This is a genomic window from Sinorhizobium sp. NG07B (assembly GCF_002532005.1).
In the GTDB taxonomy this organism is placed as follows: domain Bacteria; phylum Pseudomonadota; class Alphaproteobacteria; order Rhizobiales; family Rhizobiaceae; genus Sinorhizobium; species Sinorhizobium fredii_C.
Map to the genome: position 1 here is coordinate 740854 of NZ_NWTD01000003.1, position 13639 is coordinate 754492.

General features: G+C 62.3%; 17 protein-coding genes. 8 read left to right on the forward strand and 9 right to left on the reverse strand.

Annotated features, from left to right (window positions below):
• Nucleotide 1: 1 nt before the first annotated feature.
• Together CO664_RS13350 and CO664_RS13355 are read left to right on the forward strand one after the other, a co-directional pair.
• Complete coding sequence (locus CO664_RS13350) at nt 2–784, forward strand: SDR family NAD(P)-dependent oxidoreductase (RefSeq protein WP_097539022.1); 783 nt, start codon at nt 2–4, stop codon at nt 782–784.
• A gap of 275 nt (nt 785–1059) precedes the next feature.
• Nucleotides 1060–1368 (forward strand): DUF6074 family protein, encoded by a 309-nt coding sequence (locus CO664_RS13355; RefSeq protein WP_097525870.1) that lies wholly within the window; start codon nt 1060–1062, stop codon nt 1366–1368.
• Nucleotides 1369–1389: 21 nt separating this feature from the next.
• On the opposite strand, the gene CO664_RS13360 is transcribed toward CO664_RS13355, so the two are convergent.
• From CO664_RS13360 to CO664_RS13380, 4 genes are all read right to left on the reverse strand, one after another.
• Complete coding sequence (locus CO664_RS13360; RefSeq protein WP_037419312.1) at nt 1390–1659, reverse strand: DUF982 domain-containing protein; 270 nt, start codon at nt 1657–1659, stop codon at nt 1390–1392.
• Nucleotides 1647–2144, reverse strand: coding sequence for a CBS domain-containing protein (locus CO664_RS13365; RefSeq protein ID WP_097525869.1), 498 nt, complete (start codon nt 2142–2144; stop codon nt 1647–1649). The genes CO664_RS13360 and CO664_RS13365 overlap by 13 nt, the downstream gene beginning before the upstream one ends.
• Before the next feature lie 299 nt (nt 2145–2443).
• On the reverse strand, nt 2444–2710 hold the full coding sequence (locus CO664_RS13375) for a hypothetical protein (RefSeq protein ID WP_097539202.1): 267 nt from the start codon (nt 2708–2710) through the stop codon (nt 2444–2446).
• Between the two features lie 61 nt (nt 2711–2771).
• Nucleotides 2772–3050, reverse strand: a complete 279-nt coding sequence (locus tag CO664_RS13380) for a DUF1236 domain-containing protein (protein ID WP_037419305.1) — start codon at nt 3048–3050, stop codon at nt 2772–2774.
• Nucleotides 3051–3343: 293 nt separating this feature from the next.
• On the opposite strand from CO664_RS13380, the gene CO664_RS13385 reads away from it, so the two are divergent.
• Entirely contained in the window at nt 3344–3865 is a 522-nt protein-coding gene (locus CO664_RS13385) for a sigma-70 family RNA polymerase sigma factor (RefSeq protein WP_097525867.1), read from the forward strand.
• Nucleotides 3866–3884: 19 nt separating this feature from the next.
• Here CO664_RS13385 and CO664_RS13390 read toward each other — a convergent pair whose 3' ends face one another.
• The 4 genes from CO664_RS13390 to CO664_RS13405 all read right to left on the reverse strand — a co-directional run bounded on the left by CO664_RS13390 (nt 3885) and on the right by CO664_RS13405 (nt 7374).
• Nucleotides 3885–4043 carry a hypothetical protein gene (locus CO664_RS13390; protein ID WP_097525866.1) on the reverse strand — a complete coding sequence of 53 codons (159 nt, stop codon included), beginning with the start codon at nt 4041–4043 and terminating at the stop codon, nt 3885–3887.
• 201 nt (nt 4044–4244) lie between these two features.
• Entirely contained in the window at nt 4245–4433 is a 189-nt protein-coding gene (locus CO664_RS13395; protein WP_037419299.1) for a DUF3008 family protein, read from the reverse strand.
• A gap of 146 nt (nt 4434–4579) precedes the next feature.
• A complete protein-coding gene (locus CO664_RS13400; protein ID WP_037419297.1) occupies nt 4580–5908 on the reverse strand; it encodes a hemolysin family protein in 1329 nt (442 codons plus the stop codon).
• A gap of 125 nt (nt 5909–6033) precedes the next feature.
• On the reverse strand, nt 6034–7374 hold the full coding sequence (locus tag CO664_RS13405; protein WP_097539203.1) for an MFS transporter: 1341 nt from the start codon (nt 7372–7374) through the stop codon (nt 6034–6036).
• A 272-nt stretch (nt 7375–7646) separates the two neighbouring features.
• Here CO664_RS13405 and cyoA point away from each other — a divergent pair, with 272 nt between their 5' ends.
• From cyoA to CO664_RS13430, 5 genes are all read left to right on the forward strand, one after another.
• Nucleotides 7647–8807, forward strand: a complete 1161-nt coding sequence (gene cyoA, locus CO664_RS13410; RefSeq protein ID WP_097539023.1) for a ubiquinol oxidase subunit II — start codon at nt 7647–7649, stop codon at nt 8805–8807.
• Between the two features lie 36 nt (nt 8808–8843).
• Entirely contained in the window at nt 8844–10847 is a 2004-nt protein-coding gene (cyoB, locus tag CO664_RS13415; protein ID WP_097539024.1) for a cytochrome o ubiquinol oxidase subunit I, read from the forward strand.
• Nucleotides 10848–10851: 4 nt separating this feature from the next.
• Nucleotides 10852–11481 carry a cytochrome o ubiquinol oxidase subunit III gene (gene cyoC / locus CO664_RS13420; protein WP_037419289.1) on the forward strand — a complete coding sequence of 210 codons (630 nt, stop codon included), beginning with the start codon at nt 10852–10854 and terminating at the stop codon, nt 11479–11481.
• Nucleotides 11478–11879: a cytochrome o ubiquinol oxidase subunit IV gene (gene cyoD / locus CO664_RS13425; RefSeq protein ID WP_097539025.1), complete on the forward strand. Its 402-nt coding sequence runs from the start codon at nt 11478–11480 to the stop codon at nt 11877–11879. The genes cyoC and cyoD overlap by 4 nt, the downstream gene beginning before the upstream one ends.
• 148 nt (nt 11880–12027) lie before the next feature.
• Complete coding sequence (locus tag CO664_RS13430; RefSeq protein ID WP_097539026.1) at nt 12028–12789, forward strand: SURF1 family protein; 762 nt, start codon at nt 12028–12030, stop codon at nt 12787–12789.
• 15 nt (nt 12790–12804) lie between these two features.
• Here CO664_RS13430 and CO664_RS13435 read toward each other — a convergent pair whose 3' ends face one another.
• Nucleotides 12805–13542, reverse strand: a complete 738-nt coding sequence (locus CO664_RS13435; protein ID WP_097539027.1) for a class I SAM-dependent methyltransferase — start codon at nt 13540–13542, stop codon at nt 12805–12807.
• Between the last annotated feature and the right edge of the window lie 97 nt (nt 13543–13639).

The following is a 13639-nucleotide window of genomic DNA, read 5'->3' on the forward strand; positions in this document are numbered from 1 at the left end:
CATGGGCGGCGTCTCCTCTGTCGCGCTCGTCACCGGCGCGGGATCTGGCATCGGCAGGGCCACGGCACGTGCGCTCGCCAGGAGAGGCACCAGGGTCGGCGTGCTCGGGCGCACACGGCCCGAGCTTGAGGAGGTCGCCGGAGAAATCGGCACCGAGGGCGGACAGGCGTTGGTCCTCGAGGCAGACGTCTCCGAGGAAGCACCGATGCGCGAGGCGGTGGACAAGCTCGTGTCCGACTTCGGCGGGCTCGACATCGTCGTCGCGAATGCCGGCATCAACGGCGTCTGGGCGCCAATCGACGATCTCAAGCCCTTCGAATGGGACGAAACGATCGCCGTCAACCTGCGGGGCACCTTTCTCACTCTGCACACGACAGTCCCCCATCTGAAACGAAGCGGTGGTGGCGCCATCGTCGTCGTCTCGTCGATCAACGGTACGCGAACCTTTACCACACCGGGCGCAACGGCCTATACGGCCACCAAGGCTGCCCAGGTCGCCATGGTCCAGCAACTTGCACTCGAACTGGCGAGGCACCAGATCCGGGTCAACGCCGTCTGCCCGGGCGAGATCGACACCAGCATTGCCGAGAATACGAGCTTGCGCCACGAGCAGGAAACGGCGATCGCGGTCGAGTGGCCGGAGGGACAGGTTCCGATCACCGGCGGCAGGCCCGGGCGCAGCGAAGACGTCGCCGAACTCATCCGCTTCCTGGTCTCCGATGAGGCACGGCACATCACCGGCAGTCCCGTCTGGGTCGACGGCGGACAGGGGCTGCTGCGCTGACTGATCCCCGCTTCGGTGACGGAAAAAGCCCCGCCGGGCGGCGGGGCCCATTATTCGCATCAGCACTATGGAAAAGCGCGGATCCGTAAGGGGCTTGCGGAGAGGGAACTGTTCCGCGCATTCCGATTGGAAAACCGGAACCGCTCCGATTTGTTCCCGGCGAGCGGAAATAATCTGTCCTCCTCGGCTGAGGGGCTGCCTTCGGGGACCGGACGAGGAAATCATTAACTATCTTGCCGATAGAGCTTCCCCTAAGGCGAGTGCAGGGTGATTCGATGGAAGCCGAAGTGAACGAGCGGACGAGCATGTTGAAGGCCGGCGGGATTGTCGCATTTCCTCTCGAGGCGCGTAGCGGGGACGTCGATCGTTGCGCCCGGGAACTTGACCGGGTACACGGAAACGCCGCTCTGCAATATTGGAAAATGGAATGCCGCAAGCTTGCGGATGAGCTTTCCCAGCTTGGCCTCAGGGAAGACGAAATCCGCGGCCAAGTGCTCGCCTTCCAGGCCGAAGTTCAGGCCGCCATAGCGCGCCGCTACGAGCCGCCTGCCGCCGGAAAGAACCGATCCGACAGCAGGACATGAGCAGTCGCCGATCCGGCGCTCTCACTCTGTCCAGCTATGGACGGTGAACCGGGCTTCCTCGGCCGCTTTGATGAAGGCGCCGCGAGCAATATCCGGCTCGTCCTGTCCGTCGATCACCCGATCGCAGGCGGCGAGCGCCTCGCTCCTCGCAGTCCCCTCTCCGTCCGCCAATGGCCAATGATTCTTTAGGCAAAGCAATGCGTCACGCGTGCTCTGAACCCGAAGCACGCGGTTCTCTCCTTCGAGTATCACCGCTTCGCTCCACAGGCGGTCCTGCGTCAGGCCGGGCATGGCGTCATTCCTTCAAGCTGCTGTCTTTCCGGTTCGTGGCGGGACATGCCGTCCAGCACGAGGCCGCCGAGTTCCGGGTTAACGCGAATGATGTCTGCGAGCGCGATGATGCCGGCGGCGTGACGCTTTTCGTCGACGACGACGAGCTGCCGAATCCTCAGATCGTGCATCTTCTGGGCCGCGAGCAGGATGCTGTCTCCTTCCTCGCAGGATTCGGCCGCCACCGTCATGAACTCGAACACGGCCGTCGATGTCGACAATCCCTGGGCGACGACCGAGATCAGGATGTCGCGATCGGTGACGATTCCGAGGATCGTACCCACCCCCGGAACTTCGACCGGCAATGCGCCCACTCCGGTCTCCTTCATCAGCCGGGCGACGGACTGCGCCGTATCCGTCGGTGAAACGGTGTAAACCTGGCGTGACATCACATCGCGGACGCGCGACGCCTTATCCATAAGGGCCTTTTCCTCAGGGCCGGCCATCTACAAGGCTCCTGCCATTGACGGAGGCCGGCACCGCGATTTCCTCATCCGGCGATTTCTTGAGCGGCAGGTCGACCTGATGCGGCACGGCCACTTGCGGTTGCCATGCGTTCCGTTGCGCCTTCTTGCTGTGATTTGGATTTTCCGGCGGCCGGGCGACCCTCGGACGCATTTTCTTCACTCGCTGTCGCACGATTCAATCCCTTCTGTTGACGTGGACCTCCGCGCAAACGCGCGGACTTTCGGTTAACGCGCCAACAGAGAGTGCGGTTCCCTACAAATTTTCTCGGCTTTGCTGTTTAACCGCGTCGCGGTGAATCCGGATCGAGCGCGGCGCGCATCGTGGCGGCCCGAAGAATGGCGGTGATCTCCTCCGTCATTGCATTTTGCCTCGCGAAGGCCTCCGAGGGGACGATTCCGGGATCTTCCTCATGATCCTGGACAACCCGGACCTCGTCGAGGACACGGTTGATCTCCGGCCAAACATCCTCGTGGCGCGCCAGCGCCGAAAGGATGGCAATTAGGATTTCCCGGTGGGCTGCCAGCTGAAATTCAACATCCTGCATGGTCGCCTCACAGACCAGAAGTGCGGCATGGAAGAAGTCCGCCATGCCGCAATTTGAATTATTACTGAACGACCTCCACGACCGCGCGGGTCTTGGGATTTATGATCACCCGCTTTTCGTTCACGATCGCATAGGCAAAGTCCGGCTGATCAGGAATGGTATGGATCTCCACCGTCTCCGGCAGGGGCTGTCCCACGACGATCTCCCCCTCAAAGGCCACGGATGGCGTCTTTTGCTCCATGACATAGGTCCTGACCTCACCTGGCAGCACGACAGTCGTTTGGGCAATCGCTGATGCCGGGAGGATCAGGGCGGCACAAATCAAGGCAAACTTCTTCATGATTTTCTCCTTTCTAGGACCCACCTAACCGAGTGCGACAGCATTTGGTTCCCGCAAACCGTTTGGCCCCTCCTGGCGAACATCTTTATCGTGCCAAGCAGAAATACTCGGATTCTGGCCCGACCTGGAGAGACGGGGGCGATCGATGCGAGCACCGGCGAATGAGCGATTTCGACGCTGCTCCCGTACCAAACGCCGCGAATTGTCCGGCTCTCCAGGAACCAAAACCGCAGACAGGCATTTTCCTTCGCGTCACCAAAAAAGTACTCAGGTCCAGAAGGGCGATATTTGATATGCCTGCCACCGCCGGTCACGCGTCGCAGCCCTCACCGCACATTGAAGAGCAGGTCGTGGACCTGATCCCGGCGTTGCGGGCCTTTGCGCGGACTTTTACGTCGGCGTCCTTCGAGGCCGACGATCTCGTCCAGGAAACGCTGCTTCGCGCCCTGCGCAGCATCGATCAGTTCGCACCGGGCACGAGCCTCAAATCTTGGCTGTTCACGATCATGCGCAATGCGTTCCGCACGCAGTACAAGATTCGCACGCGTGAAGGCCCGGGAAGCACGAACTGCGCGGAGTTGCCGATCCCAATGGCTCCTTCCCAGGAGTGGTCGGTGCTCAATGGCGAGCTGCGGACCGCCTTGGGGTGTCTTTCTCCCGAGCATCGCGAAGTGCTGGTGCTCGTTGCGGGTTTTGGCATGAGCTATAAAGAGGCAGCCGATATCTGCGACTGTGCGATCGGAACGATCAAGAGCCGACTAAGCCGCGCGCGCGATGAGTTGACCGTGCAGATGCACGGAAACCCCCTGAACTAGATAATGCACCCCCGGCCCGTCACTTCTTGCGGGCGTTGAGCGCCTCCTGCAACCGCTGTGCCAGTTCAAGCAGACGTTGCGGCACCGGTTCCTTTTCGATCTTGCCCAACAGAAATGCGATCCGCTCCTCGACGGCCATGTCTGCGTCCGCGTCCGTACGGGCCTTTGGTTCGCTCATTCGTCCGTCCTTCTTACCGGGGTGCCGAACCTAAAATATGGTCCCCGGTTCCTGGTGTAAATCACCAAAACGAAGCCGACACGAAAACCTTATCCCCTTGAATTGGAACAACTTTGCCGCAAGCGGCGCAGCCGGATCGTCACCGGCCGAAGGTTGACGGCGCCAGAAGTGTGGCGGCAGATCGGCCTCCAGGGTGCGCTCTCAGGACTTCGACACGTGTTCCTTCTTGCCCTTGCGCTTGGTCGACGCCATCTCCTCTAGCTCCTTTTCGCTCATGGAGTCGGCCATGCCCTTGGACGCCCCCTTGAGCTCGCTCTTTTTCATGTCGCCGCGCTTGGCGGCGAGCGCGGCACCGGCCGCCTTCTGCTGAGCCTTCGATTTTGCTGGCATTTCTCTTCCTCCGCTCACGCGAACCGAGAGGCCCGAAAGCCTGGCGATCACGCATCATTCGGCTCCGGGCCGTCGGCCATGTCGAGGCCCTCGGAACCGGCGAGATCGGATTATGTTCCGCGAACTGCGCCGGATTGGAGAGGCTTTTATTGCGGCTCGGCGAGGCTCGTCGCCAGGATCTTGTCGATCCGTCTGCCGTCCATGTCGACGATCTCGAAGCGCCAGCCATCGAACTCGAAACATTCCCCGGCCTCGGGGAGATGCCCGAGGATGTGCAGCGCAAAGCCTGCGATCGTATGATAACCGCCGTCCTGCGGCCGGTCGCGCAGCTTCAGCCGGTCGAAGGCGTCATGGGCAGGCATCATTCCGTCGATGAGTAGGGACCCGTCCTCGCGTTCAATCACCGAGCGTTCCTCCGCCTCAAGATCCGGCAGTTCGCCGGCGATCGCCTCCAAGAGATCCGTCTGGGTGACGATGCCTTCGAGGCTTCCATATTCATCGACGATCGTCGCGAGACGGACGGGCGCCGACTTGAAGCGCTCGAGAACGCGGAAAACCGGGGTCGCCTCGTGGAGGATCAACGGTTCGCGCATCACGCCGAACGGGTTGACCGGCTTGCCGTCGAGCAATTGATCGAGCAGATCCTTCTTCAGCACCATGCCGATCGGCTCGTCGATATTGCCCCTGCCAATCAGCAATTGCTCATGCCGGCAGTCGCGGATCGTCCTGAGCACATCGGCCGGCGTATCGTCGGCATCGATCCAGTCGACGTCGACCCGTGGCGTCATGAAATCGGAAATCCGCCGATCGCCGATGCTGAAGATGCGCTGCACCAGCTCCTGCTGGGCGACATCCAGAAGCCCGGCCTCGTGGCTCTCCGCAACGATGAGCTTCAGCTCCGCCGGCGAGTGCAGCGAGGCCTCGCCTGCTCCCGTCCTCAAGCCGGCGAGACGCAGGACCATATTGCCGAGCCCGTTCAGCACCAGGATGGCCGGCCTGAGCAGAAACAGGAAAAGACCAAGCGGCCGGACGACTGCAAGCGCCGTACCCTCGCTGCGCTGCAGCGCCAAACTCTTCGGCGCCAATTCTCCGAGCACGATATGGAGCGCGGTGATAATCACGAAGGAGATCACGGCGGCGACGGCGTGCGAACCGGCGATGGCCCAGAACTGCGGCAGGATCGACAGCAAGGGTTCGATAAGATGGGCGAGAGCCGGCTCGCCGATCCATCCGAGAGCGAGCGACGAGATGGTGATGCCGAGTTGCGTCGCGGCGAGATTGGCGTCCAGATTGTCGACGGCGCGGCGCAACGCGCTCGCATTCATCCGGTTTTGCGTCACCAGTTCCGCAACGCGGCTACGCCGAACCGAGACCAGCGAGAATTCGGCCGCAACGAAAAAGCCGTTGGCAGCCACAAGCAGGAACACCGCCATGATTCCGAGAAAATCGAACAGGCTACTGTCAGGGGTGGGCATGTTCTCCTTTCAGGCCCTAGCGGGCCCAGCCGTTTCACCGAACGGGGAGTGTAGCACGCCGTTTCCAGCCGGCACGGCAGCTCTACCAGAATCTCGTAAGCCTGGATCGGACCGGGTGCTATCTGCTATTCGTTGTGGATCTCGAGCGTCTTGCTGAAGACCAGCGCGGCGATGGTGCAAAGGGCGCCCGAAAGCAGGTAGTAGCCAGCGAAAGCCAGACCGAAACGGCTGGTCAGACCCAGCGCCACCAGCGGCGCGAAGCCCGCGCCGATCAGCCAGGACAGGTCGGAGGTGAGCGCGGCACCCGTGTAGCGATAGGCCCGGCCGAAGCGCGATGCGACGGCACCGGCAGCCTGGCCGAAAGACAGGCCCAGAAGGCTGAAGCCGATGATCACGAAAGCATTCCTGCCGGCGACGCCCGCCTCGAGTAGCATCGGCGCGACAAAGCTGAAGATCGCGATCAGCACGGCGCAGACGCCGAGGTGATAGCGCCGGCCGATGCGGTCGGCGACGAGACCCGAGGTGACGATGGCAAGAATGCCGCAGATGGCTCCGACGAACTGCACCATCAGGAACGAGCTCGCGCCGTGATCCGTGTAAATTTCCACCCAGCCGAGCGGAAAGACGGTGACGAGGTGGAAGAGTGCGAAGCTCGCAAGCGGCACGAAGGCGCCGATAAGCACGTTGCGCCCATGTAATCGCAGCACTTCGGTGACCCGCCTTGCCTGCAGCTCGTGCTCCTCAAGCAGGGTGCCGAATTCCTTCGTCATCACCAGGCGCAGCCGCGTGAAGAGCGCCACGACATTGATCGCGAAGGCGACGAAGAACGGATAGCGCCATCCCCAGCTGAGGAAATCGGCCTCGGACAGGGACATCAGGAAATAGGCAAAGAGCGCACTCGCCAGCATGAAGCCGATCGGCGCGCCGAGCTGCGGGATCATTGCATACCAGCCGCGGTGATGCTGCGGCGCATTGAGCGCCAGCAGCGAGGCGAGCCCGTCCCAGGCGCCGCCGAGCGCAAATCCCTGCCCCAGCCTGCAGATCGCCAGCATGATTATCGCCCAGCCCCCGAGCGTTGCATAACCCGGCAGGAAGGCAATCGAAGCGGTCGAGCCGCCGAGAATGAAGAGAGCGATGGTCAGCTTGACGCCGCGGCCATAGGTCCGGTCGACGGCCATGAAGACAAGGGAGCCGACGGGACGGGCGACAAAGGCCAGCGCGAAAATGGCGAAGGAATAGAGCGTTGCGGTCAGCCGGTCGGGCGCGAACGGAAAGAAAAGCTGCGGGAAGACGACAACGGAGGCAATGCCGTAAACGAAGAAGTCGAAGAATTCGGCGGCCCGGCCGATGACGACGCCGATGGCGATATTGCCTGCCGATACGGGCCGGTCGTCGTGCATGCGCCGCGCGTCTCGCTCCATCGAGGAAGACGACGGGCCGAGGGACTGCTGCGTCACACTTCTCATAAACAAAGCCTCCCGCTGCTCGGCGCCGGTCTGACGCGCGCCTCTCAAGGCGATGTTGATCAAAGACCGGATCATATCAAGTCTTGAATTGCGAAATTGCGGCTTGCCGTAGTAAAAATCCGGGTCCTCCGGGACACGATCACCGGCAGCCGACATGCCTCGACTCTACGCCGCAATGCACAAGAATGCTGCGGTGCGACCAAAAACCTCATACCGTTTGACTCACTCCTACTTTAGTCGCAGGGCGGTCGTCATCAGAAAGGGCTCAGAAAGTGTCAGCATTTCTGAAGTTTCCCCGCCGCTTCGCCCTCGTGCCGCCGCTGCTGCTGCTTGCGGGCTGTGATCTCGTGGTCATGGCGCCCTCCGGCGACATAGCGACGCAACAGCGCGATTTGATCGTGATTTCCACGGTCCTGATGCTGCTGATCATCGTGCCGGTCATCTTCCTGACGCTTCTCTTCGCCTGGCGATACCGCCGGTCGAACACCAATGCCACCTATGATCCGGAATGGCATCATTCGACCGCGCTCGAAGTGGTGATCTGGTCGGCACCGCTCGCCATCATCATCGCGCTCGGCGCCGTCACCTGGATCAGCACCCACAAGCTCGATCCATACCGGCCGCTCGACCGGCTCGACGCCGCGCGGCCGATCCCGGCAGACGCGAAGCCGCTCACGGTGGAGGTCGTCGCGCTCGATTGGAAATGGCTGTTCTTCTACCCGGACCAGGGCATAGCGACCGTCAACGAGCTCGCCGCACCGGTGGACGTGCCGATCAATTTCAAGATCACCGCATCCTCGGTGATGAACTCATTCTACATCCCCGCCCTGGCCGGCCAGATCTACGCCATGCCGGGCATGCAGACGAAGCTGCATGCAGTCATCAACAAGCCTGGCGAATACGACGGCTTCTCGGCCAATTTCAGCGGCGACGGCTTCTCGCACATGCGCTTCAAGTTCCACGGCGTTGACCGGCAGGGCTTCGACGCCTGGGTCGCCCGCGTAAAATCGCAAGGCACGGCGCTCAACCGCGATGCCTATCTGAAGCTTGAAAAGCCCAGCGAGCGGGAGCCGGTCCGTTATTTCGCCACGGTCGAGGCGGGCCTCTACGACGCGATCCTCAACATGTGCGTGACGGCCGGCAAGATGTGCATGCACGAGATGATGCACATCGACGCCATGGGCGGCGCGGGCAAGGAAAGTGTCGAGAACCGGGGGCGTCTTGAATACGACAACAGGCACGCCCTCGAAGAGGGCGCCGCGGCTGCGACCTTTCCGGCCACCGGAACACCAGCGCGCAGCCAGGCGGAACCGCAGGGTACCGGCGGCGCCAACGAACCGATGCAGCACGACATGCCGGGAATGGGAGGGCACGAGGGGCATTCGATGCCCGACGGGGGCGGCGATCCCGCACCGCCGCAACTCAACCACTAACTCTGGCCGCTTGCGCTAACATTGAACGGGTTTCCCATGTTCTCCGATCCAGATCTCCTGAAGTTCGTCTTTGGCCGGCTGACCCTCGAGGCGATCCCCTATCACGAGCCGATCCTCGTCGCGACATTCGCCGCCGTCGTCATCGGCGGCATCGCGCTCCTCGGCCTGATCACCTATTACCGGTTCTGGGGAACGCTCTGGCGCGATTGGCTGACCAGCGTCGACCACAAGAAGATCGGCATCATGTATGTCATCCTGGCGCTGGTGATGCTGCTGCGCGGCTTCGCCGACGCAATCATGATGCGCCTGCAGCAGGCGATCGCCTTCGGCGGCTCGGAGGGTTACCTGCCGCCGCATCACTACGACCAGATCTTCACCGCCCACGGCGTCATCATGATCTTCTTCATGGCGATGCCTTTCGTCACCGGACTCATGAACTTCGTCGTGCCGCTGCAGATCGGCGCACGCGACGTTTCCTTCCCGTTCCTCAACAATTTCAGCTTCTGGATGACGACCGCCGGCGCGATCATCATCATGCTGTCGCTCTTCGTCGGCGAGTTCGCGCGCACCGGCTGGCTCGCCTATCCGCCGCTCTCGGGCGCCGACTACAGTCCCGGTGTCGGCGTCGACTATTACATATGGGGCCTGCAGGTGGCCGGCATCGGTACGACGCTCTCCGGCATCAATCTGATCGCCACCATCGTCAAGATGCGCGCCCCCGGCATGACGATGATGAAGATGCCGGTCTTCACCTGGACGTCGCTCTGCACCAACGTGCTGATCGTCGCGACCTTCCCGGTGCTGACCGCGACGCTCGCGCTGCTTACGCTCGACCGCTACGCCGGCACGAACTTCTTCACCAACGACCTCGGCGGCGATCCGATGATGTATGTGAACCTCATCTGGATCTGGGGCCACCCGGAGGTCTACATCCTCGTGCTGCCAGCCTTCGGCATCTTCTCGGAGATCGTCGCCACCTTCTGCGGCAAGCGGCTCTTCGGCTACGCCTCGATGGTCTATGCGACGGTGGTCATTACCATCCTCTCCTATATCGTCTGGCTGCATCACTTCTTCACCATGGGCTCGGGCGCCAGCGTCAACGCCTTCTTCGGCATCACGACGATGATCATCTCGATCCCAACCGGCGCGAAGATGTTCAATTGGCTCTTCACCATGTATCGCGGTCGCATCCGCTACGAGGTGCCGATGCTGTGGACCGTCGGCTTCATGGTGACCTTCGTCATCGGCGGCATGACCGGCGTCCTGCTCGCCGTCCCGCCGGCCGATTTCGTGCTGCACAACTCGCTGTTCCTCATCGCCCATTTCCATAACGTCATCATCGGCGGCGTCGTCTTCGGGCTGATGGCCGGCGTCTACTACTGGTTCCCGAAGGCCTTCGGCTTCAGGCTCGATCCGTTCTGGGGCAAGATGTCCTTCTGGTTCTGGCTGAGTGGCTTCTACTTCGCCTTCATGCCGCTCTACGTGCTCGGCCTGATGGGGGTCACCCGCCGCGTCAGCCAGTTCGAGGACCCGTCGCTGCAGATCTGGTTCGTGATCGCTGCCTTCGGCGCCTTCCTGATCGCGCTCGGCATCCTGTCGCTCCTCGTCCAGTTCGTCGTTAGCTTCATCCGGCGCGAAGAACTGCGCGACACGACCGGCGACCCCTGGGATGCCCGCACCCTCGAATGGTCTACCGCCTCGCCGCCGCCGGACTACAACTTCGCCTTCACCCCCATCGTCCACGACCAGGATTCCTGGTGGGATATGAAGAAGCGCGGCCACAGCCGGCCGCTTGCCGGCTTCAAGCCGATCCATATGCCGAAGAACACCGGCACTGGCGTCATTCTTGGCGCGCTCAGCGTCGCCTTCGCCTTCGGCATGATCTGGTACATCTGGTGGCTCGCCGGCCTCTCCTTCGTCGCCATGGTCGCGATCGCGATCGGCCACACCTTCAACTACGACCGCGATTTCTACATCCCGTCTGATGTCGTCACCGAAACGGAGGGCAAGCGCACCGAAATGCTTGCCAGCGAGGTGTAAGACAATGACCGAGTTTACCGACCACTCCGTGCGCGAGGGCCAGGCGCCCACCTTCTATCTGAAGGAGGAGCATCATCCCGAAGGGAGCACGATGCTCGGCTTCTGGCTCTACCTGATGAGCGACTGCCTGATCTTCGCGGTGCTTTTCGCCACCCATGGCGTGCTCGGCCGCAATTATGCGGCCGGCCCCTCGCCTGCCGATCTCTTCGACCTGCCGCTCGTCGCCGTGAACACGTCGATGCTGCTTTTCTCCTCGATCACCTATGGCTTCGCCATGCTGGAGATGGAGAAGGCCAACAGGAATTCGACGCTCGCCTGGATGGCGGTCACCGCCCTCTTCGGCATCGCCTTCGTCGGGCTCGAACTCTACGAGTTCGCGCACATGATTCACGAGGGCGCCGGACCGCAGCGCAGTGCGTTCCTGTCTTCTTTCTTTACGCTCGTCGGCACGCACGGCCTGCACGTGACCTCCGGCATCGTCTGGATGTTCGTGTTGATGGCCCAGGTGGCGAAACACGGCCTGATCGCCGAAAACAAACGTCGCCTAATGTGCCTGTCGATGTTCTGGCACTTCCTCGACGTCGTGTGGATCGGCGTCTTCTCCTTCGTCTATCTGATGGGAGTTCTCGGATGAGCATGCACGCACCGTCGCACGAGGATGCATTTGAAGCCCATCATGGCCACAGCCACGGCCACGACGCCGGCCACGGCACCCTGAAAAGCTACATCACCGGCTTTGTCCTCTCCGTCATCCTGACCGCCATTCCCTTCTGGCTGGTGATGGCCGATGTCCTCGTCAGCCCGGTGTTGACGGCAGTCATCATCATGGCACTCGGCGCCGTCCAGATCGTCGTGCACATGATCTTCTTCCTGCACATGAACACGCGCTCGGAAGGCGGCTGGACTATGATGGCGCTGATCTTCACCATCGTGCTGGTCGCCATCACGCTCTCCGGTTCGCTTTGGGTCATGCATCATCTCGACGTGAACATGATGCCGATGAGCCCCGAGATGATGAGGAACATGCCCTGACGGGAACGGATGATCTCAACGTTTGCGCCTCACCCCAAGCTTCTAGCCCCTCTCCTCGGGATTAACCCGAGGACTAACAGGCAGGCCGGACGAGGGGCCGTCTCGACGGAGATCGATCTGTTTGTCATCTGATGCCAAGTGGCGCGCAATGAGCGATCGCGAAAACGAAACCACATCCCGTCCGTGTTCTCGGCCTAATGTTGTCCTCATCAGCCTCATCGGGCTCCTGCTGATTGCCGGCCTGCTGGCGCTTGGGACATGGCAGGTCGAACGCCTCTCTTGGAAACTCAATCTGATCGCCCGGGTCGAGCAACGCATCCACGCCGCACCCGTGCCCCCGCCGTCCCGAAGCGATTGGCCGAAGGTCAGCCAGGCCCGCGACGAATACCGCCGCGTGCGGGCCCGTGGGCGCTTCGTCTACGACGAGGAGACGCTGGTCTATGCCGCGACCGAGCTCGGCGCCGGCTTTTGGGTGATGACGCCGCTGGCGCTCGACGACGGCACGACGGTGCTCATCAATCGCGGCTTCGTGCCGACCGACAAGCGCGAGGCCTCGGCGCGGGCGCAGAGCCAAGTCGAGAGCGATACGGAGGTGACAGGCCTGATGCGCATGGACGAACCGAAAGGCTCGCTGTTGCGCTCGAACAGGCCTGAGGAGGGGCGCTGGTATTCCCGCGATATTGGGTCAATCGCCGCGGCGCGCGGCCTTTCCGGCGTTGCGCCCTATTTCATCGACGCCGATGCCTCACCCAACCCCGGCGGACTTCCCGTCGGCGGGCTGACGCGCGTCGTCTTCCCCAACAACCATCTCATCTACGCCCTCACCTGGTTCTGCCTGGCTCTAATGAGCGCCGCGATGCTGATCCTCTTCTGGCGCTCGGCTGCAAGAGCCAACCGTGACGCGTCGTGAGCAAAGGCGCGCTCCTCACAATCGCTGAAGCAGGTAAAGAACATAGCCGTAGCTGTCGCCGGCCGCTTTGAAGACCTCGATCTCCTTCAATGTCTCCTGCGCGAAGGCCCTGACCGCGGCATCTTCATGACCGGCAAGCGCCGTTGCACGCGGCTCGAGCACTTCGTAGTAGTCGTCGATCCAGGCCGCCTGCGGCAGGGTGCGGGTCCCCAACACGCGGTAGCCCGCCTCTTCGGCGAGGCCGACGTTCTCGGTGGCCAGTTTCATGTCGGGATAGCCGGTACGGAAGAAGTCGCGCGCCGCGGCCGGCGGCACCTCGCTCAACCAGGCGAGTTCGCTGATGACGACGAAGCCGCCAGGACGCAGCGCCGCAGCCCACCGCGCAAGCGCCTTGGCAAAGCCGATATTGTAGGCGGCGCCCTCCGACCAGAGCAGGTCGATCGAAGAGAAGACGGCCGGTATGTCACCCATGTCCATGCAATGCGGCTGGATCAGCGGTGCAACGCCGGCGTCTTCGGCGCGTCGCTGCAATTCATCGAGGAACGGTCGATGCGAGTCGACCGCATGGATGGTGACCCCGAGCGCCTTGGCCAGCACCAGGGTCTGCCGACCTGCGCCGCAGCCTGCGTCGACGACGAGGCCGAAATGGCCTTTCGGCAGGCTATGCAGGGCCCGCAGCGTGTCGGCGTCGCTGCCGGGCCCGAGCTTTGCCATCCCGCCGAAAAGGAGTTCAAGCGGATCGAGAGCAGCCATGCTTCACCCCGCGCCATGTTCGATCACCATGGTTTCAGTGGATACGACCGTAAACCATGATGATCGAATGGTCGCCGCAAGGCGACCGGGACGAAAC

What these genes read in the sequence shown, in the direction of transcription:
- CO664_RS13350 (WP_097539022.1), top strand. Translation starts at nt 2, where the DNA reads ATGGGCGGCGTCTCCTCTGTCGCGCTCGTCACCGGCGCGGGATCTGGC.
- CO664_RS13355 (WP_097525870.1), top strand. Translation starts at nt 1,060, where the DNA reads ATGGAAGCCGAAGTGAACGAGCGGACGAGCATGTTGAAGGCCGGCGGG.
- CO664_RS13360 (WP_037419312.1), bottom strand. Translation starts at nt 1,659, where the DNA reads ATGCCCGGCCTGACGCAGGACCGCCTGTGGAGCGAAGCGGTGATACTC.
- CO664_RS13365 (WP_097525869.1), bottom strand. Translation starts at nt 2,144, where the DNA reads ATGGCCGGCCCTGAGGAAAAGGCCCTTATGGATAAGGCGTCGCGCGTC.
- CO664_RS13375 (WP_097539202.1), bottom strand. Translation starts at nt 2,710, where the DNA reads ATGCAGGATGTTGAATTTCAGCTGGCAGCCCACCGGGAAATCCTAATT.
- CO664_RS13380 (WP_037419305.1), bottom strand. Translation starts at nt 3,050, where the DNA reads ATGAAGAAGTTTGCCTTGATTTGTGCCGCCCTGATCCTCCCGGCATCA.
- CO664_RS13385 (WP_097525867.1), top strand. Translation starts at nt 3,344, where the DNA reads ATGCCTGCCACCGCCGGTCACGCGTCGCAGCCCTCACCGCACATTGAA.
- CO664_RS13390 (WP_097525866.1), bottom strand. Translation starts at nt 4,043, where the DNA reads ATGAGCGAACCAAAGGCCCGTACGGACGCGGACGCAGACATGGCCGTC.
- CO664_RS13395 (WP_037419299.1), bottom strand. Translation starts at nt 4,433, where the DNA reads ATGCCAGCAAAATCGAAGGCTCAGCAGAAGGCGGCCGGTGCCGCGCTC.
- CO664_RS13400 (WP_037419297.1), bottom strand. Translation starts at nt 5,908, where the DNA reads ATGCCCACCCCTGACAGTAGCCTGTTCGATTTTCTCGGAATCATGGCG.
- CO664_RS13405 (WP_097539203.1), bottom strand. Translation starts at nt 7,374, where the DNA reads ATGAGAAGTGTGACGCAGCAGTCCCTCGGCCCGTCGTCTTCCTCGATG.
- cyoB (WP_097539024.1), top strand. Translation starts at nt 8,844, where the DNA reads ATGTTCTCCGATCCAGATCTCCTGAAGTTCGTCTTTGGCCGGCTGACC.
- cyoC (WP_037419289.1), top strand. Translation starts at nt 10,852, where the DNA reads ATGACCGAGTTTACCGACCACTCCGTGCGCGAGGGCCAGGCGCCCACC.
- cyoD (WP_097539025.1), top strand. Translation starts at nt 11,478, where the DNA reads ATGAGCATGCACGCACCGTCGCACGAGGATGCATTTGAAGCCCATCAT.
- CO664_RS13430 (WP_097539026.1), top strand. Translation starts at nt 12,028, where the DNA reads ATGAGCGATCGCGAAAACGAAACCACATCCCGTCCGTGTTCTCGGCCT.
- CO664_RS13435 (WP_097539027.1), bottom strand. Translation starts at nt 13,542, where the DNA reads ATGGCTGCTCTCGATCCGCTTGAACTCCTTTTCGGCGGGATGGCAAAG.